The sequence below is a fragment of the Burkholderia sp. SIMBA_062 genome, assembly GCF_046534765.1.
GTDB lineage: Bacteria > Pseudomonadota > Gammaproteobacteria > Burkholderiales > Burkholderiaceae > Burkholderia > Burkholderia ambifaria.
Genome location: NZ_JAWRYD010000021.1, coordinates 76,413 through 97,557 on the forward strand (window position 1 = coordinate 76,413; position 21,145 = coordinate 97,557).

Consider the following 21,145-nt stretch of genomic DNA (forward strand, 5'->3'; position numbering starts at 1 on the left):
GGGCGCCGGCATCTTCGACAACAGGCACCTCCATGAACGACATCGTGCTGGCCATGCGCGCGCGTGGCATCAAGTCCTCCGCAGTGCGCGAGCTGCTGGAATTCAGCAAGAACCCGGACGTGCTCTCGCTGGCCGGCGGCATCCCCGCGTCCGACCTGTTCGACATGGACGGCATCGACGACGCACTCGGCGCGATCCTGCGCGATGAGCACCGCGACCTCTTCCAGTATGGCCTCACCGAAGGCGAATCAGGCTTGCGCGAACAGATCGGCACGTGGGCCGGCACGCTCGGCATACCGGCTTCGCCGGAATCGATGCTGATCACGTCCGGATCGCAGCAGGGGCTCGATCTCGTTGCGCGCGTCCTGTTCGACCAGGGCGACCGCGTACTCGTCGAACGGCCGACCTATGTCGCCGCACTACAGGTATTCCAGTTCATCGGCGCCCGGATCGACGGCATCAACGGCGGCCCGGACGGGCTCGATCTCGATCAGGTCGAACGCGAGCTGAAGCGCGGCGGCGTCAAGGCGATCTACCTGACGCCGAATTTCGCGAATCCGACCGGCTACACGATGCCGCTGACGCAGCGTGTCCGCCTGGTCGAACTCGCACAGCGTCACGGTTGCGCGATCATCGAGGACGACCCCTACGGCCAGTTGCGCTTCAGCGGCGAAGCGATTCCGAGCCTGCTGTCGATCGCTTCGCAGCAGCCGGGCGGCAACCGCACCGTGTGCTACCTGTCCACCTTGTCCAAGGTCTTCTCGCCCGGCGTGCGCGTCGGTTGGATCGTGCCGCCCTCGGCGCTGCGTCCGCCGATGGCCGTCGCCAAGCAGGCATTCGATCTGCACACGTCGACGCTGACGCAGAACATCGTCGCGCGTTATCTCGCGTCGGGCCGCCTGACGTCCCGCCTCGAGGTGCTGCGGAGCGCCTACCGCATGCGACGCGATGCGCTGACGAAGGCATTGCGCGACGCATTCGGCAACGACCTGTCGTTCAACGAACCCGAAGGCGGGATGTTCCTGTGGTGCCGCTTCGCGCGGCAAGTTCCGGCGGAAAAGGTGCTCGAAGCGGCCATCCGCGAAAAGGTCGTGTTCGTGCCCGGCAGCGCATTCTATGCATCCGATCCGGAGCGCGACACGCTGCGCGTGTCGTACTCGATGCTGGCAGAACAGAGTGCCGAAGAGGCTGCTCGCCGGTTGAAGCGTGCGTGGGACGCCGTCGTACGCGATTGACGAAGTCGACGCTGTCGTGGCGCGGCGCGCATCCGGATACGCTTCACGGTGCGCGCCGGCCCGTCACTCGCCGACGATCTGCATCGCCGGGGCCGAGCGCGAATGCGCGCGCAGCGTGAGCCGCACGAGCGGCGCAGTCAGCGCCGTCGTCACCAGCGCGAATATGACGAGGATCGTATAGACGCGGGTCGGCAGAATCTGCATCTGCAGCCCGATCGACAGCACGATCAGTTCCATCAATCCGCGCGTATTCATCAACGAACCGACCAGCATCGCGTCGCGCGGCGCCAGCCCCGTCACGCGCGCACCGACGTAGCTGCCGCCGAACTTGCCCACGAACCCGCCGGCGAGAAACACGCCGAACCACAACCATGAAGACGCATCGTCGATCATCGCGATCGACGCGTGCAACCCGGCGTAAGCGAAGAACACCGGCATCAGCACGAGCTTCACGAAGCCCTCCACATTCTCGCGCCACTCCACGTCGAGCCCCGGCACGCGACGCAGGAACAGCGCCGCCGCCAGCGCCCCGAATGCGCTATGGAAACCGATCAGCGACGTTGCGACCGCCGACGCCAGCACGAAGCAGAACAACACCACCAGCCGGTCGCGCGTCGCGTGCGCCGTTTGCGCCAACCGCATGAGCAGCGGGCGAACGACAAAACGCGCAAGCAACGCACTCAGCGCCAGATACACGAGCAAGCTGGCGAGCATGCGCGCGAAGGCCCAGCCGGGCCCGTTCGACAGCGACGCGATCGTCGCCAGCAACATCCAGCCGAGCGCATCCGTCAGCATCGCCGCGGACATCGCGTGCCGCGCGCCGCTCATCGCGCCGAGCCTCAGATCGTCGACGATGCGCGCCATGACCGGCACGGCCGACACCGCGAGCGCGACACCGCAGAAGAGCACGTACGGCAGCCACGGCGCGTCGGCCGCGAGCGTGTCTTTCGACACGACCGCGATGACCATGCCGATCGCGGCCGGTATGCACAAGCCGCCGATCGCGACGGCGACGGGCACGCGCCACCGGCCGCCGCGCAACGTGACGCCGAATTCCATGTGCAGCCCGAGCTGGAACATCAGCAACACCAGCCCGATCTCACCGACCTGCGCCATCGCCGACGGCGCGTGCGCGCCGAACAGCACGTCGTAGAAATCCGGTGCGATCGCGCCGAACAGCGAAGGGCCGAGCAGGAGCCCGGCCGCGATTTCACCGACAACCGCACATTGGCCGAGCCGCTCGGCAAGACGGCCGCAGACGTTGCAGCACGCGATCACGAGCATGAGTTGCAGCAACCAGATAGTCATCGAATGCCTCGGGAAAAATCGAGTGGCGGAAACGGGGAAGCGGCGCAAAGCCGAAGTGTGGTCGAACGTGGTCGCAACCGGTGCAGTACGCACGCGTCGCGATGCCGTCAACCGAATCTCGGCATCGATCCTATAGTGCGGCTACGCGTGGCGATACTGGAAGGACCTACAGGCGCGCGGCGTCCGGCCAGGGCCGCATCCGAAGCACGCGCTCATGCCGCGCGATCGGCCGCACCGGACAACCTGCCGTCGCCAACGGACGACGCGTCGAGAAAACCGTTTCGAATGAAGTTCGCCATTTCCTCGACCAGCGGCGTCGTTCCGGATGGCGGCAGATGCAAGGTCACGGCGAAATCCGGCAACGTGGGCAAGCCCTGCGCCGATCGAAGCATCTGCAGATCGGCGGGGACCGTCGACGCGAGCCATGCGGTCACCGCCATGTCCAGTCGGACGGTCGCCTTCGTCGCCTCGATGTCGCCGTTTTCGAACACCGTCCGCCACGCGATCTGGTGCTGCGTCAACGCGTCGAACAATGCCGGGCGGAACACGCACGCGTCGCTGACGATCGACACCGCCAGCGGCCGCTTCAGGTGCGCGCTGCCGCCGACCGCGCCGACCCACGCGAGCGGCTCGACACGCAGGCACTCCCCGCCCGGCTCGCTCGCCGGCTGCTCGATCACCGCGATATCGACTCTTCCATCGAGCAGCGCGGCCGACAGTTCGACCGACGCAAGATTGACGAGCACGATTTCGACGTGCGGATAGTGGTGAGCAAACGCCTTGAAGATGCCGGCGAGATAGGTGCCGACCAGATCGGACGGCGCCCCGACGCGCAGCACGCCGGCAAATACCGGCTCGCTCATGTCTTCCCAGATGCGGTCGTTGAGCCGCACGAGCTGCTCCGCCCGCTCGAGCAGACGTTCGCCCGCGGCAGTGAGTTTCAGGCGCCCCTGCGATCGATCGAACAGCCGCTGGCCCAGGCACTCCTCGAGCCGCTTGATCTGCTGGCTGATCGCGCCCTGGGTCAGATGCAGCGCATGCGCCGCCGCCGTCATGGTCGAACGACGCGAAACGGTGACAAAGGTGCGCAACAGGCTCGTATCGAGATTGCGGGGCATAGGGGGGCAAATAGACTATTAGCAACGCTAATAGGCCCATTATAAACATTCCATACCCTAGCTTGCGAAAGACTTTTAGAGTTTGTCAGGCACGCGATCCCGTTCGCGCGAAGACGGATTCCAAAGCCGCCCCGGCTCTTCATACGAGGTTCTCCAACCATGTCCCAGACGCTGTTCTCGCTGATCGTGTTCGTCATCGTCGCCACCATCACGCCGGGCGGCGCGACCACGCTCGCGACGGCGTCGGGCACGCAGTTCGGGTTCAGGCGCAGCGTGCCGCTGCTCGGCGGAATCGCGCTCGGCCTCGCGTCGCTCGCCGCCATCGCGGCGGCCGGGCTGGCCGGGCTGCTGCACGCGGTGCCGGCGCTGCAACTGATCATGAAAGTGCTGGGCTCCGCCTATCTTCTGTGGCTCGCGTGGAAAATCGCGTCGAGCGGCGCGCCCAAGAATCACGTGAATGCATCGCAAACGCCGACCAGCTTCATCGGTGGCGCGCTGCTGCTGTGGCTCAATCCGAAAGGATGGACGATGGCGCTCGGCGCGGCCGCGTCGTTCGCGGCGCTGACGCCCGACCCGATGCACCTCGCCGTGATACTCGGTATTGCATTCGGCATCGCAGCGATCTTTTCCCTCGTGCTGTGGTGCACGGCCGGCGTGCTGCTCGGCCGCACGCTGCGGACCGACCGTCATTGGCGCATCGCAAACGTTACGCTGGGACTCCTGCTCGCGCTTTCGATCGTGCCAATCTGGATCGACTGATCGTGCAGGCATGCCGTACCGCATGAACGAGGCGACGTGCGCGCGTCACACGAGATGCGCGTAACCGACAAGAACGAACGGCGGTTCGTCGTACCACGCCGCCGACCACGCTCTACTACATCACCAACCGGGTCTGCATGACGCACGTGCGAAGAATCCGTGCGTGCAGCCGGCGAAAGCATTCTCGAAGCACTTCAGGCGCCGGGGTCAGCGCGCTTTCCAAAACAACAAACACAACAGCATCCGGCCGGAACCAGATGCATGACGTCGGTCGCACTCGAGTGGCTTCACGCTTCTTCCCCGACTGATTCAGCCAGTCGATATCGACACGCCGCAGAAACCTCCGAGATTACTGTGTTGCGCGCGAGCTCGAGCTTCCCGGCTCCATGCGCAGCGAACATGTCGTCCGCGCACGCGGCGTGGCCATCGACCGCGTGCGTTTGACACTACACGCTATTTGGAGATTGTTGTGGATGCATGGAGAGAAGACGTCATGACGACGTTGTCGCGCGCGCTGAGCTTCGACGATGTATTCGAAATCGTTGCCGCACAGGCACGCGCGCTCGATTTTGAAATGTGCGCCTATGGCGCACGCGACCCCTTACCCGTGACCCGGCCCACGTACCGTACGCGCAATACCTATCCCGACTCGTGGCAACAACGCTACGTCGAGGGAAATTATTTCGCACGCGACCCCGTCGTCCGTTACGGGTTGGTCTATACGTCACCCCTTGTATGGCCCGTCGACGCTTGCGCCGACAAACCATTCTGGGAGGAAGCGAAGGCGCATGGTGTTGCGCACGGCTGGTCGCAGCCCATCCGCGACAAACACGGGCGCATCGCGATGTGGAGCGTCGCGCGCAGCGCGGATCCCATTTCGGATCTGGAACTTGCCGCAACGGAAAGCCGGCTGATCTATCTGGCGCACGCCGCTCACGCGGTGAATTCGCGCCTGGTTGACGCGCCCGCGGCCGCGATGCAAATGGGCCCATTCACCACGCGCGAAAAAGAAGTGCTGAAATGGGCCGCTGACGGGAAGACCGCGCTGGAAATCGCTTCCATTCTTTCCATATCGGAGCGAACCATCACCTTCCACATGCAGAACATCATGGAGAAACTCAACTCGGTCAACAAGACACAAGCCATCGTCAAAGCCGTGTTGCTCGGCATCATCTACTAATTACAGGCGGCGCGATTCGGCCTCCCGTACCGGTTGCCGTCACAACGGCATGCGTGCCTGAAGCGCGTACATGCACGCCGCGGGCCCAGCCGCATGCGGAGCCCGTGCGCCGCCCCGGTGTCCGGCATCATGCCGGCGCCGGCCATGCCGAACGCAGACGCGCCGTGCTCCGCACGCAGCCGTCGGCGCGCCGCGGGCCCGTATCGACGATTCGACCGGCCGTCAACGTCCATGACGCACGTGATCGAGCAGCGCCTGCAGCGGATGACGCACCTGCCGTGCGGACATGCGCTTCACCTGGCTGCGGCACGAATATCCGGTCGCGAGCGCTTCGCCCTGCTCCTGCGGCGCATCGACATGCGCGGCCCACGATTGTGCATAGATCGTCTTCGATGTGTGCAGGTTGCGCGCCTCGTGCCCGTAGGTCCCCGACATCCCGCAGCATCCCGTCGCCTGAACCGCCAGGCGCAGCCCGCGGCGCGCGAACACCTGCACCCACTGCTTGCCGCTGTCCGGTGCGTTGGTCTTCTCCGTGCAATGCGGCAGCAACCGGTACGCTGCGCCCGCGCCCGTGCCGGCTTCCGGCAGCGCGTGCAACAGCCACTCCTGCGGCAGCGCGACCTTCGGCACGTCGGGCAGCCCCGTCACCTTCAGGTATTCCTGCCGATAGGTGAGCGTCATCGCCGGATCGAGGCCGACGAGCGCGACCCCCGAGCGCGCGAGCGCGGCCAGTTGCGTCGCGTTGCGAATCGCCGCCTTCTCGAACGCGCGAAGAAAGCCCTGCACATGCAGCGCCTTGCCGTTCGGCGCGAGCGGCGCGAGCCACACCTGGAAGCCGATGCGCGCGGCCAGCTCGATCAGCGTCGCCAGCTGCTCGGTGTCGAAATAGCGCGTGAACGTGTCCTGCACGATGACGACGCTGCGCACGCGCTGCGCGTCGCTCAGCGCGGCGAGCGCCTGCGGATCGGCCGGCCGCACGTTCCACCGCCGGATCACGGCCGCGAGATCGAAGCGGCTCAGGAGCGGGCTGTCGACCATGCCGACGCGCCGCTCGAGTAGCGTGCGCATCCAGCCGGCACGCATCAGCCCGTTGTACAGCGCCGGCACGCGCGCCATCCACGGCATCGTGAATTCGAGCGAGCCGATCAGGTAGTCGCGCACCGGCCGCAGGTAGCGCTGGTGATACAGCTCGAGAAAGCGCGAGCGGAACTCTGGCACGTTGACCTTGACCGGGCACTGGCCCGCGCACGATTTGCACGCGAGGCAGCCGGCCATCGCGTCATACACCTCGTGCGAAAAGTCGGCTTCACCGTTGCGCGCGGCGCGGCTGTTGCGCCAGCGGGCCGCGAGACCGCGCAGGAACGGCTCTCGCGCACGCGCCGCCGCGACGACGTCGATGCCGGCCTGTCCTTGCAGGCGCAACCATTCGCGCATCAGCGACGCGCGCCCCTTCGGCGACTGCACCCGTTCGCGCGTCGCCTTCCACGACGGGCACATCGCGTCGTCCGGATCGAAGTTGTAGCACGCGCCGTTGCCGTTGCAGTGCATCGCCGTGCCGTAGCGCTGCCACACGCGCTCGTCGATCTGCCGGTCGTGGTCGCCGCGCGTGGGCACCTCGTCGATCTTCAGCAGCCGCAGCGTGTGGTCCGGCGGCGTCGCGATCTTGCCCGGGTTGAACTGGTTGTGCGGATCGAACGCGGCCTTCAGCTGCTGCAGCGACGGATACAGCTCGCCGAAGAACGCCGGCGCATATTCGGAGCGCACGCCCTTGCCATGCTCTCCCCATAACAGGCCACCGTGCCGCTGCGTGAGTTCGGCCACCGCGTCCGACACCGGCCGCACCAGGGCGGCCTGCTTCGGGTCCTTCATGTCGAGCGCCGGGCGCACGTGCAGCACGCCCGCGTCGACGTGGCCGAACATCCCGTACTGCAGCCCGTGGCCATCGAGCAGCGCCCGGAATTCGGCGATGTACGCGGCCAGGTTCTCGGGCGGCACCGCGGTGTCCTCGACGAACGGCTGCGGGCGCGCCTCACCCTGCACGTTGCCGAGCAGGCCGACCGCGCGCTTGCGCATCGCGTACACGCGCTTGACCGCGTCGTCGCCCGTCGCGAGCGTGTGGCCCAGGCGCTCGACGCTCGTATCGGTGCGCAGATGGTCGACGAATGCACGCACGCGCGCATCGACGTCCTGCGCATCGTCGCCGCTGAGTTCGATCAGGTTGATGCCGAGCGTCGGACGCGCTTCGTCCTGCGGGAAATACTCGGCCACGCTGCTCCACACGAAATCCTTCATCGCGAGCATCAGCACCTTCGAGTCGACCGTCTCGATCGACAGCGGCTTGAGCGCGAGCAGCGCGCGCGCATCGCGCAGCGCGTCCATGAAGCCGGCATAGCGCACGTTCACCAGCACCGAAACCTTCGGGATCGGCAGCACGTTCAGCTTCGCCTCGACGACGAAGCCGAGCGAGCCTTCGGCGCCGCACAACACGCTGTTCAGGTTGAAGCGGCCGTCCGGTTCGCGCAGGTGCGCGAGATCGTAGCCGGTCAGGCAGCGATTGAGCTTCGGAAACTTCGCGTCGATCAGCGCGGCTTTTTCGTCGCTGATGCGGCGCGCGGTGCGATAGACCTTGCCGACCCGGTCCTGCCGCGCGCAGCGGCGTTCCAGCTCGTCGTCCGCGAGCGCGTCGCTGTGCAACTGCTCGCCGCCCATCAGCACGAAGTCGAGCGCGAGCACGTGGTCGCGCGTCTTGCCGTACGTGCAGCTACCTTGCCCGCTCGCATCGGTGTTGATCATCCCGCCGACCGTCGCGCGGTTCGAGGTCGACAGCTCCGGCGCGAAAAAGAGGCCATGCGGTTTCAGCGCGGCATTGAGCTGGTCCTTGACGACGCCCGCCTGCACGCGCACCCAGCGCTCGTCGGCATTGATTTCGAGGATCCGGTTCATGTTGCGCGACAGGTCCACGACCACGCCGTCGGTTAGCGACTGCCCGTTGGTGCCGGTGCCGCCGCCGCGCGCCGCCACCGCGACGTCGCGGTGCGCCGGTTCGGTCAGCAACCGCGCGACGAGCCGCACGTCCTGCGCATGCGCGGGACAGATCACCGCCTGCGGCAGACGCTGGTAGATCGAGTTGTCGGTCGCCTGCACGGTCCGGTTCGCATGGTCCGCGCGGATTTCGCCGGCGAATCCGGCGGCCTGGAGAGCGGCGAGAAAGTCGCGGTAACGGCCTTCGGGCGGGCTGACGGGGCGGGGCAACGGAGCGATCGACATGGGATGAAAGCGCGAGATGAATGAGGGCGCTGCGCTGTCTCGATCCGAAACATGAGTTTTGAGCAAGATTCCACGCAACACGGAAATGCAGTATCTTGCGAATCATCGCGAGAAACAAACGAATTCTCGCCCGGCAAAACTTGCATAAAACTCATGAATTACCGCCGTCTCACGCCGTCCATGTCGCTATTGCTGGTGTTCGAGGCCGCCGCGCGCCACGAAAGCTACACGCGCGCGGCCGACGAGCTGTCGCTGAGCCAAAGCGCGATCAGCCGGCAGGTGCAAACGCTCGAGGATCAGCTCGGCGTGCCGCTGTTCCGGCGTGAGGGCCGCTCAGTGAAGCTGACGGAAGTCGGGCGGCGCTACTTCGTCGAGCTGAGCGGCGCGCTCGGGCGCATCCGCGGCGCCACGCTGCAGGCGATGTCGCACCAGGCAGGCGCCGGCACGCTGCGGCTCGCGACCTTGCCGACCTTCGGCTCGAAATGGCTGCTGCCGCACCTGCACGACTTCTATGCCGCGCATCCGGGCGTGACCGTGCACCTGCATTCGCGGATCGGCGGCATCGACTTCCATACCGACGATCTCGACGCGGCCATCACCGTCGGCGCGGGCGACTGGCCCGGCCTGCACGCGCACCGGTTGTACAACGAGTTCCTGATCGCGATCGCGAGCCCCGATGCGGCCGGGCGCCGCAAGGCCGGCCGGCGCGCGCCGGCATGGGCGGTCGGGCAGACGCTGCTCGGCGTGACGAGCAATCAGCACGCGTGGGCGGAATGGTTCTCGCACTTCGGCCTCGATCATCGCGAGATGCGGATCGGCCCGAGCTTCGAGCTGACGTCGCACTTGATCCAGGCCGTGCGGGCCGGCATGGGGATCGGCCTCGTGCCGAAGGTGCTGGTGGAAGACGAACTGAGCCGCAACGAGCTCGTGTCGATCGGCGACGCGATCACCAGCCAGCGCAGCTACTACCTCGTGTACCCACCGGAAAACGACACGCTGCCGTCGCTGGCGGCGTTTCGGGAGTGGCTGCTGAAATCGTGCTGACGTGCCGCCGGACGGCCAGCGCGATCACGTGCGCCATTCATCGAGAATCTGCTCCGCAAGGTAGTCGCACGGCGGGCGCGCGGACTTGGCGCTGCGGGCCAGCACGACCTCGAGTTCGCCGAGCGGCGGCAGCCCGTGGCTTTCCGACAGCTGCACGAGATGATCGGGAATGCAGCAGCGCGCGAGCGGCGCGACCGCGAGCCCGGCCTCCACCATGCTCAGCAGCCCGAGGTGGCTCGGGCTTTCGTAAGACATCCGGTACGGGATCTTCCGCCGGCTCAGCGCCCTGACCGCGTGATCGCGCGCCATGCTGCCGCCGTGCGTGAAGAACGCGACCGGCAGCGGCCGCTCTTCCCACACGTTACGCTTGGGTGAGCCGACCCAGACGAGCGGCTCCATCCGGATCAGCTCGCCGGTCACGCCCTTGATGCGCGTGAGGCACGCGAGGTCGACCGTGTTGTTCTTCAGCATCGGCACGAGCGCGCTGCTCGGCTGGCCGATCACGCGCACTTCGACGCGCGGATGCGTCGCCGCGAACTTGCCGAGCACCTGCGGCAGCAGCGACGAGATGTAGTCGTCGGGCACGCCGATCGTCACGCGACCGCGGATCTCCGGCCGCACGACCGACGCCCACGCCTCATCGCGCATCGCCAGCATCCGGCGCCCGTATTCGGCGAGCATGCGGCCGTCGTCGGTAGCCGTGACGTTGCGCGTGTCGCGGATGAACAGCGGCTTGCCGAGCGCATCTTCCAGCGCCTTGATCTGCATGCTCACCGCCGACGGCGACCGGTGCACGGCCTGCGCGCCCTGCGCGAACGATCCGGATTCCGCGACGGCCACCACCATCGCGAGTACATCGAGGTCGAGCTTTTTCATGTCGATTCAGAAAAACTGATCAATCGATTCAGTTTATCCCGTTTTACTGTCTTCCTCCATGGTCGGACAATGAATCCCGTCAGCACTCATTCGATGCAGGAAGCGAACAACATGCATACGTCCGGATCGCTCTACGGGTTTCTCGTCATTGGCGGCATGCTCGCGGTCACGCCGGGGCCGAACATGGTCTATGTGATGTCGCGCTCGATCGCGCAGGGGCGCGCCGCCGGGCTCATTTCGCTCGCCGGCGTGATGATCGGCTACCTGTTCTACATGTTCGGCGCGGCGTTCGGCATCACGACGCTGTTCATGAGCGTGCCCTATGCGGGCACCGTGCTCGGCGTGGTGGGCGCCGCCTATCTGCTCTACCTCGCATGGCAGGCCGTGCGGCCCGGCGGCCGCTCGCCGTTCGAGGTACAGACGCTGCCGAACGAGCAGCCGCTGCGGCTGCTCGCGATGGGCGCGACCACCAGCGTGCTGAATCCGAAACTCGCGATGCTGTTCGTGTCGCTTTTGCCGCAGTTCATCGATTACCGGCAGGGCAGCGTGTTCGGCCAGTCGCTGTTTCTCGGTTCGTTGTTGATCGCGGCGTTCGTGTCGGCGAACGGGCTGGTCGCGATCTGCTCGAGCGGCATCGCGCAGTACCTGCACGCTCGCCCGACGCTGCTGCTCGCGCAGCGCTGGGCGATGGGAGCGGTGCTCGGCTGCCTCGGTGTGCAGATGCTCGTCGACGCGTCGAGATTGGCGAGTGCCGCGTAGCGCGCTCGGCGGCTCGCGGATCGGCTGAAGCACGGGCCCGCACGCGCCGCCCGTCGTGCGGCAGCGCTCGTCAATGGCCGGCGACATGCATCGCCGGCCATTGCATTCACACGTTCGGGCAGTCCCGGGTGACTGCAAGCGGCTGCCGAACACCCGCCCGCATCACGCGGCAACCGCCTGTCGCCGCGCTTCGAGTTCGCGCACGAGCGGCAGCACGCGCTGGCCGAAGTACTCGACTTCCTCGATGAAATGCAGGAACCCGGCGAGCACGAGATCGACGCCGATCGCCTTCAACGCGACGATCCGTTCGGCGATCTGTTGCGGCGTGCCGATCAGGTTCGTGCGAAAGCCGTCGTTGTACTGCACGAGATCCTCGAACGTCGATTTCGCCCAGTTGCCCTCGCCTTCCGGCGATGCGCTGCCGGCCTGTTTCACTGCATCGCCGAACGCATGCACGGCCTCGACGTGCGCGTGCCGGACGATGTCGTCGAGCACGGCCCGCGCTTCTTCCTCAGTGTCGCGCGCGATCACGAACGCATTGACGCCGATCCGCACGCGATGGTTGTTCGCCGCCGCCTTCGCGCGGATGTCGTCGATCTGCGCCTTCAGGTTTTCCGGCGTATTGCCGTTCGTGAAGTACCAGTCCGACACGCTCGCCGCGTTATCGCGCGCCGCGCGCGAACTGCCGCCCTGGAAAATCTCCGGATGCGGCTTCTGCACGGGTTTCGGGCTCAGCGTGTAGTCGTTGAAGCGGTAGAAGTCGCCCTTGAACGTGAAGTTGTCCTGCGTCCAGATACCCTTCAGCGCCTGGATGAATTCCTTCGAGCGCCGATAGCGTTCGTCATGCTCGAGCCACGGCTCGCCGATCGCGGTGAATTCGCCTTTGAACCAGCCGCTGACGACGTTGATCGCGATGCGTCCGTTCGAAGTATGGTCGATCGTCGCGAGCTGCTTCGCGACCACGGCCGGATGCCACGGCCCCGGCAGGATCGCGGCGAGCACCTTGAGCTTCGTCGTCGCGTGCAGCAGCGCCTGGCTGAACGAGACCGATTCGTGCTGGTATTCGGCGCCGTAGCCGGCCGTGAAGCGGATCTGGCTCAGCGCATAGTCGAAGCCGGCCGCCTCGGCCGTGCGCGCGAGCTTCTGGTTGTATTCGAGACTCCAGTCGGTACGCTGCTCGATCGTGCTGACGACGAGGCCGCCGCTGACGTTCGGCACCCAGTAGGCGAATTTGACGCCGTCGGCCGAAGGTTCGTGAATGCTCATGAAGGATCCTGATAGAAGGGCAAAACGGGTTACGCAGCCACGGCGGCAAGTGCGCGCGGCCGCAGTTGCGGCACCGCACGGTCCACCGCGAGCGCGATGCGGGCGCGCAGCGCGGGGTTCGCGATCTCGTAGCCGTCGAAATCGCTTTCGGCCGCGTACACGCCGATCGGCAGCGTGCGCGCCTGGAAGAAGCTGAACAGCGGCCGCAGTTGGTGGTCGATCACCAGCGCGTGGCGCTCGCTGCCGCCGGTGGCCGCGAGCAGCACCGGCACATCGACCAGCGCTTCGTGATGCACGAGGTCGAACAGGTGCTTGAAGAGGCCGGTGTACGACGCGCGATACACGGGGCTCGCGACGATCAGCGCATCGGCCGTCTCGATCGCGCGGATCAGCGCGTCGAGATCAGGTGGTACCTGCGCGCGCTTCAGCGCGCCGGCCAGCCGGTTGCCGATCTCGCCGAGTTCGATCAGCCGCGTGTCGATCGGCAACGCGTCGCCGAGCGCGGCAACGATCGCGTTCGTCAGTGTCAGCGTGCGTGACGGTCGTTGCAGCCCGCCCGACAGGGCGACTACGTTGAGAGGGTTGCTCATGCCATCCGTTCCCGTTGTCGAGCTGCGCGTTGTCGCGCCGATACGGTGCCACGGTCGCAAGGACCGTGCCATTGCGGACGGTTGCGCGATCACCCGATCGTCTGCATCACGAAGTTTTCGTCGATCGGCCGCCCGGTATGGGTTCCGCGGCCAATCAGGCAGCCGTGGCAAGCGTTCCAGGAAACGCCTCACATCGATATTCCACAGCGAGATGAACCGGCGGAAACAGCGTTGCTGATGCGCTGCTGCTCGATCAGCAGTTTTGCGCGCGGCGCTCGTCCGATCGCGACGGTCAGGCACCGTCGCATCGAACACGATGACGTCGGATCCGCTGTCGCCGCAGCGCGCTCGCGCGTCGCTGCATCCTGCGCAGCAATGCCGCTTTCGTTATCAGAAATCGATGCTTCCCGCGCGATGCAAAACACGGAACACTCTGCTGACCAGGCAGCAACCGGACCACGCGCCCGTCGGCGCGGGTCCGCCCGTTCGAACGACTCACGCCTTCATCGCCATGACCTCCCTGTTTGCAACGCCGCGTCCGGTCAATCTTCGTATCGTCACCGCTGCGCCGGACGAATCGCGCCCGCGCTCGTGCGGCGCGCCCGCTCTCACCGGCTCGGCACATCACGCGGCGGATCGCACCCGTGCACACGTGTTCGTCGATCCGCGTTCACTCGCGCTGCTCGAACGCGTGCGGCGCGTCGCGCCGAGCGACGCGAACGTGCTGATCGCCGGCGAGACCGGCACCGGCAAGGAATTGATCGCGCGCCACGTGCACGACGTCAGCCATCGTGGCGACGGGCCGTTCGTTGCCGTGAACTGCGGCGCGCTATCCGACACGCTCGTCGACAGCGAACTGTTCGGTCACGAGAAAGGCGCATTCACGGGCGCGGTCGGCGCGAAGCCCGGCTGGTTCGAAGCCGCGAACGGCGGCACGCTGTTCCTCGACGAGATCGGCGACCTGCCGCTGTCGATGCAGGTCAAGCTGCTGCGCGTGCTGCAAGAGCGCGAGGTCGTGCGGCTCGGCGCGCGCGCGAGCATCCCGATCGACGTGCGTATCGTGGCCGCGACCAACGTCGACTTGGAGCAGGCGGTGGCGGCCGGACGGTTTCGCGGCGACCTGTTCTATCGGCTCAACGTCGTGCGGCTCGACGTGCCGACGTTGCGCGAACGTCCCGCTGACATCCTGCCGCTCGCGCGCCACTTCCTCGACACATACCGCGGCCGCCTCGGCCACGGGCCGCGCAGCATCGATCCGCGCGCGGCGCGCCGGCTCGAAGCGCATCCGTGGCCCGGCAACATCCGCGAACTGGAGAACGTGATGCATCACGCGCTGCTGGTGAGCCGCCACGATGCGCTGCAGGACACCGATCTGAATCTGTCGTCGTCATGCGCACCGGCCACGGCCGCGGGCGCGCGGGAAGCGGTGAGCCATGCGCCCGCTCAGGAAGCGCTGGAACTGGCGCTCTGCGCGCTGTTCGACGACGCGCACGAGAACCTGTTCGAGCGTATCGAGGACACCGTGATGCGGGTGGCGTTCGACTTCAGCCACCGCAACCAGATCCAGGCTGCGAGACTGCTCGGCATCAGCCGCAATGTGCTGCGGGCGCGACTGATTCGCGCGAAGGTGATCGCGGCCGTCAAGTAAGCGGAAGCGCGCGGCGACATGCAGTGCCGCGCTTTCGCGATGCGGGTAGCGCTTGCGCCGAGCCCGCCACGACCCCGCTGCGTCGTCAACCGACGCAAGCGACGCGGCACACGTGACGCCGTCACGGCGGGCGGCGGTCAGCGAACCGAGCGGCGTCGGGCCGAGTCCCGACAACAAGCCGCGTAGCGGGCCCGAGCCGCCCGAACCGTTCGTCGCGCCATTCACCGGCCCGTTCCCGCATGGCCGTGACCGAAGCGCCGGCGAGGCTCACGATGAGGGACCGGGCGCGACGCTGTTATCGTTACATTCGTGCCACGAATGCATCGCCCGTAACGCCGACGGTGCGGCGCGCCGTTTCCGGTGCGCGTCGCCTATCGTTTACAGCACGCCGCCGGCCGGCCCCGCGCGGTTCCGCTGGCCTCCGTCCCACCGTCAGGAAACTGTCGCCATGAAAAAGCTCGTGAACCACCCGTCCGATGTCGTGCGCGAAATGCTCGAAGGCATCGCGCGGCAGTCGCCGCATGTTGCGATCCTCGGCGACGAGCACGTGCTCGTCCGCCAGCCGCTGCCCGAGCCGTCGCAGCGCCCGGTCGCGATCCTGTCCGGCGGCGGCAGCGGCCACGAGCCCGCACACGGCGGCTATGTCGGCGAAGGGATGCTCAGCGCGGCCGTCTGCGGCGAAGTGTTCACGTCGCCGTCGACCGACGCCGTGCTCGCCGCGATCCGCGCGAGCGCCGGCCCGAACGGCGCGCTGCTCGTCGTGAAGAACTACACCGGCGACCGCCTCAATTTCGGGCTGGCCGCCGAGCTCGCCCGCGCGGACGGCATTCCGGTGGAGACGGTGATCGTCGCCGACGACGTGTCGCTGCGCGGCCGCGTCGAGCGCGAGCAGCGGCGCGGGATCGCGGGCACCGTGCTGATCCACAAGCTGGCCGGCGCTGCCGCCGCGCGCGGGCTGCCGCTTGCTCGCGTCGCGGCAATCGCGCGCGATGCGGCGGCCGAACTCGGCACGATGGGCGTCGCGCTCGATGGCTGCACGATCCCCGGCGCCGAGAAATCGGGGTTCAGCCTCGCCGATCACGAGATCGAGCTCGGCCTCGGCATCCACGGCGAGAAAGGCGTCGAACGCACCGCACCGCTGCCGGCCGACGCGCTCGTCGAGACGCTGCTGTCGAGCATCATCGCCGATCTCGTGCTCGATCGCGGCGAACGCGTCGCGCTGTTCGTCAACGGTCTCGGCGCGACGCCGGACATGGAGCTGGCGATCGTGCTGCGCGCCGCGTACGACAACCTGAGCCGGCGCGGCATCACGGTCGCGCGCGCCTGGGCCGGCACGTTCCTGTCCGCGCTGAACATGCCCGGCTGCTCGATCTCGCTGCTGCGCTTGAACGACGAACGCGCCGCGCTGCTCGACGCACCGACGCAGGCGCGCGCATGGCCCGGCCGCGGCGCGGTCAATGCGCAGATTCATGTGGCCGCGGCGGCCGCGCACGATGAGCCGTTGCCGCCGCTCGACGCGGCCGGTCGCGCGTGGGCCGCGCGGCTGCAGCCGGCGCTGCATGCGGTCGCGCAAGCGTTGATCGACAATGAAGCGACATTGACGGAACTCGATACGGCCGCGGGCGACGGCGATCTCGGCGCAAGCATGCATCGCGCCGCGCAAGCGATGCTCGCGTTGCCGGAAGCCGCGTTCGGCACGCCGGCCGGTGCGCTCGCGGCGCTGGGCGCCGCGTTGCGTCGCGCGATCGCCGGCAGTTCGGGGCCGTTTTATGCGACCGCCTTGGTGCGCGCGTCGCGACGCCTCGCCGCGACCGACGACTCCGACGCTACCGACGAGCCGTCGGCGCGCGACTGGGCCGCGGCGTTCCGTAGCGCGGTAGAGGCGATCGGCGAATTGGGCGGCGCACGCGCCGGCGACCGGACGATGCTCGACGCACTGGTGCCGGCCGCCGATGCGTTCGACCGCGCACTCGACCATGATCGCGACCCCGCGAGCGCATGGGCGGCCGCAGTGGAGGCCGCGGAACACGGTGCGCAGCAAACGGCCGGCATGACGCCCCGCGCCGGGCGGGCGAGCTATCTTGGCGAACGCGCGATCGGCATGCCGGATGGGGGCGCGGTGGCGGTCGCGTGCTGGCTGCGTGCGTTGCTGCCGCATATTCGGTAGGCACCGCTTCCGGAGACGCGCCGGCCTCGGGGGCCGGGCTGCCGGGCCCGCGCATCGCCGCATCGTCGTCCATGGCACGGGGAAAACCCCGACCGGCAATACGATGATTCCGCGTACTACATGATGGCGGCCTGTGCGGTCGGACTGGTTGCGCTGGCGGGCATGATCGAACGCGCGGCTGCTCGCTGCGCGGGGACACGGTGCCGGAGCGACCGGGCTGATGCGCGACTGATCGGCTTCCCATAAACGGCATCCTTCGCATCGCCCGCCTTCCGGCAACGGACGGCGGGCGATGCGCGTTTCAGGGGTACACCCACTTGCCGCGCAGCGTGATGTCGTTTCGCATGCTCGACGGATACGGCAACTCGAGTCCCGCCGCCCGGCATGCCGACGCCACCCATCAGCACCACGCGCACGGCCATCACGGGAAGCAGGTTTCGCTTGCGCCTGGCAGCGATTAACATCACTGCACTTTCCGTGGATGAGCCTGACCATGAACGATGCTCAAGACAAGGGCACAACCTCCATCAGCCTGGTACGTGAGGCCATTCTCGTGGCGACACAACGGAATCTCGATGTGTCGGCCGTCCTCCAGCACGCTGGAATCGCGGCAGAATTGTTGAATGCGCCGAGAGCCCGTGTGCCGGCGTTGGCCTTTTCGCGCCTGTGGGCGGCCTTGGCCGACTTGATGGACGACGAGTTCTTCGGTCTCGACAGCCACCCACTGCGCCGGGGTAGTTACGCGCTGATGTGTCACGCGGTGCTGCATGCGGACAATCTTGAACACGCGCTGCGTCGCATGCTGAAGTTCCTGCGTGCCGTGCTCGACGACATTCACGGCGAGTTGCGCTGCGAAGGCGAGCATGCAGTGATCGTCCTGCATGACGATGGGCGCACACGCCGGCTCTTTGCCTACGGCACATGGTTCATCCTCGTGCACGGTTTTGCATGCTGGCTCGCACGCAGACGAATTCCCCTGATCGAGATGAGGTTTCGCGCGTCCGCACCAAGCGATGACAGCGACTACCGCATGCGCTTCTGCGAGGACGTGACGTTCTCCGCGGAGGAGACCCTGATCCGGTTCGATCGCAGTTTTCTCGACCTCAAACTGTCCGGCACGGAAGCGAGCCTGCGTGCCTTCCTCGAGAATGCGCCGGCCAATATCCTGGTCAAGTATCGCAATGAATCGAGCACGACGGCCCAGGTCAGGCGGCGACTCAGAAACCAGGCCCCCGACGACTGGCCGGACCTCGACGCACTCTCGCGGTTGCTTAATCTGTCCGCGGCCACGCTGCAACGCCGCCTGCTGGCCGAAGGCACGAATTACCGGCAACTGAAAGACGAATTGCGCCGTGACATCGCAATCGAGTTGTTCTCCAGCACGTCTCTCACGGTCGCCGAAGTCGCGGCACGAACCGGATTCCAGGAAGCCAGTGCTTTTCACAGGGCCTTCAGGAAATGGACGGGAGCCAGCCCGGGAATGTACCGCCACGGCAAGGCGAACGCTTGATCGTACGTCCGAGCGGCCGAAAGGCTCGAGCCTCGTTTCCAAACGAGCATTGCGCAAAAGCATGGCTGCCGAGGCCAGGCAAGACAAAGCCGCGCAATCGATGAATCGCATCCAGGCGGGCAGCGTCGAAGCGGCATCCCACTCATGCTCCCTCGAATTCTCGGGGTGATGGGGCAGCCCACGCACGAAGCACAACGAAAACCCGGCGTGTCCACAGACCTCACGCAAACTGAGGTCGGCGGGCATGGAATGGTGTGCCGGCCAGGCTGACACTGCAATCGCGTTCGGCAAACAAAATCTGCCTCGCGCCCGGTTGCGCGGCGTAACCGGGGTTGGCTCCGCAAAAGCCCTCACTTGATAAACACCGCAAGATAAGCAATCGCTTACTCGGGCCGCAGTTTTCCCTTCGACGCGCCACCAAATCAGCGGCGCGACAAGAAGAACTGCCCTCGATGAGCAGCGCATTGCGGTAGCAAAAATATATGGAGACGAGAATGAGAACCCGGTTCAGAACCCGCCGAAGCTCGGCTATTTTGAGTGTGCTATTCGCAGCATCGGCCGTTACCGTATCCGGCTGCGGCGGCGATGACGCGGCGCCGGCAAACGCCGCGGTCGTGACAGCAGCCGCGAAGTGCAGTGCGTTGGCTGGCGTGACCGTTCCTGCCAGCTCGATCGGGTTGCCGACAACCGGTGCGACTGTCGTGTCCGCGACGCTCGTCGCCGATACCGATTCTGGTAACCGCAACGGTGAGTACTGCAAAGTGCTCGGAACGATTCACCCGATCGATTTCAATGCGCCCGATATTCGGGCGGAGGTGGATCTTCCGACCAACTTCAACGGAAAGGCTGTTCACTTTGGCGGCGGGGGATTTGACGGCACCATCGCCAATCCTGAGGGGCCACCCGCTGACGGGTTCTTAAACGGGTCAGAGCCCGCAGGCGTCAGTACGCCGTTGCGCAGGGGTTACGTAACGGTCGGGAGCGACAGTGGACATGAGGGAAGCGCGCTGGATGGTTCCTTTGCAACAAACGACGAGGCACTCGCCAACTACGCAGGCGACCACATCAAGAAGACACATGATTTCGCAGCCTACATCGCAAAGGCACGATATGGCTCGGACTTCGTGCACAGTTATTTCATTGGCGGCTCGAGCGGCGGACGACAAGGCTTGATCGCGGCGCAACGATTCCCGCACGACTACGACGGCATCATTTCGACATCTCCCGCTTCAGGAATAACGGGACTGTGGCTGCAGATGGGCAGGATCACGCAATCTCTCCTTGCGCCCGGAGGATACGTCACACCTGCTAAAGGCAAGGTCGTTCTCGCAGCGGTCATGAAGCAATGCGATGCTCTGGACGGCGTGACTGACGGCATTATCAGTAACCCTGCAGCGTGCGTGTTCGACCCAAGAGTGATTCGCTGCCCCGGCGGGGGCGACACCGGAGACACCTGCTTGTCCGACGCGCAGATCAGTACGATGACCGCCGCTGGCACACCGCTTAACTTGGGCTTCGATCTGGCAAACGGGATTCAGACTTTCCCGGCATATAACGCGTTTGCGGGGGCGGATTTTTGGTCCACCGGCTTCGCTTGGGGCGCGTCAGCCGCCGATGCGATAGTCGAGCCCGGGGTGGCGGGCAAGAGCGCGTTTTATTACACGTTCTCAAATGACTGGCTCCGGTTTGCAATCGCTCGCGACGCTGGGCTGAGCATTTTGAATTTTAATTCTGCCAATCCGGGATCATTAACCTCGCGCGTCCAGACAGTGAGCGCACTCGTGGACAGCACGAGCACTGATCTGAGTCAATTCCAGAGCCGCGGCGGCAAGATCATTCTCCAGCACGGGCAATCAGACCAGTTCATTCCAGCGCAATTGTCGGTTGACTACTATAACCGGCTGGTATCCCGGTTCGGGCAGGGGCCACTTAGCCAATTTTTGAAGTTCTACCTGGTGCCGGGCGCGGGCCACGGTTACGCGGGCCAATTCAATGGTTCATATGACGGTCTGACGGTATTGGACAACTGGGTGACGAAAGGAATCGCGCCCAAAGATCTGACTATCACCGACCTCACTCCGGCAACAGCCGGACGTACCAGACCGATGTGCGAATACCCACAGTGGCCCAAATATATCGGGGGCGACCAGAATCTGGCGGCGAGCTTCTCGTGCTCGAATTAGTCCAGTTCGGCGTGCGCGCCAATCGGCTGTGCCGGGCGGTGGGCTTCCGCCCGGCGTTGTCCGCGCCGACCCAACTGGGTCCGCACGTTCCAGCCCGATGCAAATCGGCAGCCTCGTTACGCCCGTACTCAAACGAATAGACGCATAACCCGTGCGATGCGGACCGTCGCACGGGGCACGGTTGGTCCGACGGACCGCGGCAATCCATCGTCACGAGAAGCGATTTCTCAAACTG

16 protein-coding genes are annotated in these 21,145 nt (G+C 66.0%); 9 read left to right on the plus strand and 7 right to left on the minus strand.

From position 1 onward, the window contains the following. The first annotated feature begins 32 nt into the window (after positions 1–32). Positions 33–1,235: a PLP-dependent aminotransferase family protein gene (locus SB786_RS22825; RefSeq protein ID WP_410729458.1), complete on the plus strand. Its 1,203-nt coding sequence runs from the start codon at positions 33–35 to the stop codon at positions 1,233–1,235. A gap of 63 nt (positions 1,236–1,298) precedes the next feature. Here the strand turns inward: SB786_RS22825 and SB786_RS22830 are convergent, their stop codons facing one another. Together SB786_RS22830 and SB786_RS22835 are read right to left on the minus strand one after the other, a co-directional pair. Beyond that, positions 1,299–2,543, minus strand: a complete 1,245-nt coding sequence (locus SB786_RS22830) for a cation:proton antiporter (protein WP_410729460.1) — start codon at positions 2,541–2,543, stop codon at positions 1,299–1,301. Between the two features lie 212 nt (positions 2,544–2,755). Beyond that, positions 2,756–3,661: a LysR family transcriptional regulator gene (locus SB786_RS22835; RefSeq protein ID WP_410729461.1), complete on the minus strand. Its 906-nt coding sequence runs from the start codon at positions 3,659–3,661 to the stop codon at positions 2,756–2,758. 159 nt (positions 3,662–3,820) lie between these two features. Here SB786_RS22835 and SB786_RS22840 point away from each other — a divergent pair, with 159 nt between their 5' ends. Both SB786_RS22840 and SB786_RS22845 read left to right on the plus strand, forming a co-directional pair. Then, positions 3,821–4,420 (plus strand): LysE family translocator, encoded by a 600-nt coding sequence (locus SB786_RS22840; RefSeq protein ID WP_006756557.1) that lies wholly within the window; start codon positions 3,821–3,823, stop codon positions 4,418–4,420. 493 nt (positions 4,421–4,913) lie between these two features. Further along, entirely contained in the window at positions 4,914–5,600 is a 687-nt protein-coding gene (locus SB786_RS22845) for an autoinducer binding domain-containing protein (protein WP_410729462.1), read from the plus strand. 222 nt (positions 5,601–5,822) lie between these two features. On the opposite strand, the gene SB786_RS22850 is transcribed toward SB786_RS22845, so the two are convergent. Then, positions 5,823–8,867: an FAD-binding and (Fe-S)-binding domain-containing protein gene (locus SB786_RS22850; protein WP_410729463.1), complete on the minus strand. Its 3,045-nt coding sequence runs from the start codon at positions 8,865–8,867 to the stop codon at positions 5,823–5,825. A 153-nt stretch (positions 8,868–9,020) separates the two neighbouring features. Between SB786_RS22850 and SB786_RS22855 the strand changes: the two genes are divergently transcribed. Beyond that, the gene (locus SB786_RS22855) at positions 9,021–9,911 is read left to right on the plus strand and encodes a LysR substrate-binding domain-containing protein (protein WP_410729464.1); all 891 of its coding nucleotides are present in this window, start codon (positions 9,021–9,023) and stop codon (positions 9,909–9,911) included. Positions 9,912–9,935: 24 nt separating this feature from the next. Here the strand turns inward: SB786_RS22855 and SB786_RS22860 are convergent, their stop codons facing one another. Beyond that, positions 9,936–10,787, minus strand: a complete 852-nt coding sequence (locus tag SB786_RS22860; RefSeq protein ID WP_410729465.1) for a LysR substrate-binding domain-containing protein — start codon at positions 10,785–10,787, stop codon at positions 9,936–9,938. A 111-nt stretch (positions 10,788–10,898) separates the two neighbouring features. Here SB786_RS22860 and SB786_RS22865 point away from each other — a divergent pair, with 111 nt between their 5' ends. Next, on the plus strand, positions 10,899–11,546 hold the full coding sequence (locus tag SB786_RS22865) for a LysE family translocator (RefSeq protein WP_410729466.1): 648 nt from the start codon (positions 10,899–10,901) through the stop codon (positions 11,544–11,546). 162 nt (positions 11,547–11,708) lie between these two features. Here SB786_RS22865 and sfnG read toward each other — a convergent pair whose 3' ends face one another. The 3 genes from sfnG to SB786_RS22880 all read right to left on the minus strand — a co-directional run bounded on the left by sfnG (position 11,709) and on the right by SB786_RS22880 (position 13,827). Then, positions 11,709–12,812 (minus strand): dimethylsulfone monooxygenase SfnG, encoded by a 1,104-nt coding sequence (sfnG, locus tag SB786_RS22870; protein WP_410729467.1) that lies wholly within the window; start codon positions 12,810–12,812, stop codon positions 11,709–11,711. Between the two features lie 29 nt (positions 12,813–12,841). Then, on the minus strand, positions 12,842–13,402 hold the full coding sequence (msuE, locus tag SB786_RS22875; RefSeq protein ID WP_410729468.1) for an FMN reductase: 561 nt from the start codon (positions 13,400–13,402) through the stop codon (positions 12,842–12,844). Positions 13,403–13,590: 188 nt separating this feature from the next. After that, complete coding sequence (locus SB786_RS22880) at positions 13,591–13,827, minus strand: hypothetical protein (RefSeq protein WP_410729469.1); 237 nt, start codon at positions 13,825–13,827, stop codon at positions 13,591–13,593. 86 nt (positions 13,828–13,913) lie between these two features. Here SB786_RS22880 and SB786_RS22885 point away from each other — a divergent pair, with 86 nt between their 5' ends. The 4 genes from SB786_RS22885 (at position 13,914) to SB786_RS22900 (ending at position 20,910) form a co-directional block, all read left to right on the plus strand. Beyond that, on the plus strand, positions 13,914–15,050 hold the full coding sequence (locus SB786_RS22885; RefSeq protein ID WP_410729471.1) for a sigma-54 interaction domain-containing protein: 1,137 nt from the start codon (positions 13,914–13,916) through the stop codon (positions 15,048–15,050). A 448-nt stretch (positions 15,051–15,498) separates the two neighbouring features. After that, the gene (locus tag SB786_RS22890; RefSeq protein WP_410729472.1) at positions 15,499–17,217 is read left to right on the plus strand and encodes a dihydroxyacetone kinase family protein; all 1,719 of its coding nucleotides are present in this window, start codon (positions 15,499–15,501) and stop codon (positions 17,215–17,217) included. Positions 17,218–17,710: 493 nt separating this feature from the next. Beyond that, positions 17,711–18,727, plus strand: coding sequence for an AraC family transcriptional regulator (locus tag SB786_RS22895; RefSeq protein WP_410729473.1), 1,017 nt, complete (start codon positions 17,711–17,713; stop codon positions 18,725–18,727). Positions 18,728–19,221: 494 nt separating this feature from the next. Beyond that, a complete protein-coding gene (locus SB786_RS22900; protein WP_410729474.1) occupies positions 19,222–20,910 on the plus strand; it encodes a tannase/feruloyl esterase family alpha/beta hydrolase in 1,689 nt (562 codons plus the stop codon). Positions 20,911–21,145: the final 235 nt, after the last annotated feature.

Excerpts from the sequence above, each read along its gene's own strand:
- SB786_RS22885 (WP_410729471.1), top strand. The coding sequence starts at position 13,914 with ATGACCTCCCTGTTTGCAACGCCGCGTCCGGTCAATCTTCGTATCGTC.
- SB786_RS22860 (WP_410729465.1), bottom strand. The coding sequence starts at position 10,787 with ATGAAAAAGCTCGACCTCGATGTACTCGCGATGGTGGTGGCCGTCGCG.
- SB786_RS22825 (WP_410729458.1), top strand. The coding sequence starts at position 33 with ATGAACGACATCGTGCTGGCCATGCGCGCGCGTGGCATCAAGTCCTCC.
- SB786_RS22890 (WP_410729472.1), top strand. The coding sequence starts at position 15,499 with ATGAAAAAGCTCGTGAACCACCCGTCCGATGTCGTGCGCGAAATGCTC.
- msuE (WP_410729468.1), bottom strand. The coding sequence starts at position 13,402 with ATGAGCAACCCTCTCAACGTAGTCGCCCTGTCGGGCGGGCTGCAACGA.
- SB786_RS22900 (WP_410729474.1), top strand. The coding sequence starts at position 19,222 with ATGAGAACCCGGTTCAGAACCCGCCGAAGCTCGGCTATTTTGAGTGTG.
- SB786_RS22830 (WP_410729460.1), bottom strand. The coding sequence starts at position 2,543 with ATGACTATCTGGTTGCTGCAACTCATGCTCGTGATCGCGTGCTGCAAC.
- SB786_RS22895 (WP_410729473.1), top strand. The coding sequence starts at position 17,711 with ATGAACGATGCTCAAGACAAGGGCACAACCTCCATCAGCCTGGTACGT.
- SB786_RS22855 (WP_410729464.1), top strand. The coding sequence starts at position 9,021 with ATGAATTACCGCCGTCTCACGCCGTCCATGTCGCTATTGCTGGTGTTC.
- SB786_RS22865 (WP_410729466.1), top strand. The coding sequence starts at position 10,899 with ATGCATACGTCCGGATCGCTCTACGGGTTTCTCGTCATTGGCGGCATG.
- sfnG (WP_410729467.1), bottom strand. The coding sequence starts at position 12,812 with ATGAGCATTCACGAACCTTCGGCCGACGGCGTCAAATTCGCCTACTGG.
- SB786_RS22840 (WP_006756557.1), top strand. The coding sequence starts at position 3,821 with ATGTCCCAGACGCTGTTCTCGCTGATCGTGTTCGTCATCGTCGCCACC.
- SB786_RS22850 (WP_410729463.1), bottom strand. The coding sequence starts at position 8,867 with ATGTCGATCGCTCCGTTGCCCCGCCCCGTCAGCCCGCCCGAAGGCCGT.
- SB786_RS22845 (WP_410729462.1), top strand. The coding sequence starts at position 4,914 with ATGACGACGTTGTCGCGCGCGCTGAGCTTCGACGATGTATTCGAAATC.
- SB786_RS22835 (WP_410729461.1), bottom strand. The coding sequence starts at position 3,661 with ATGCCCCGCAATCTCGATACGAGCCTGTTGCGCACCTTTGTCACCGTT.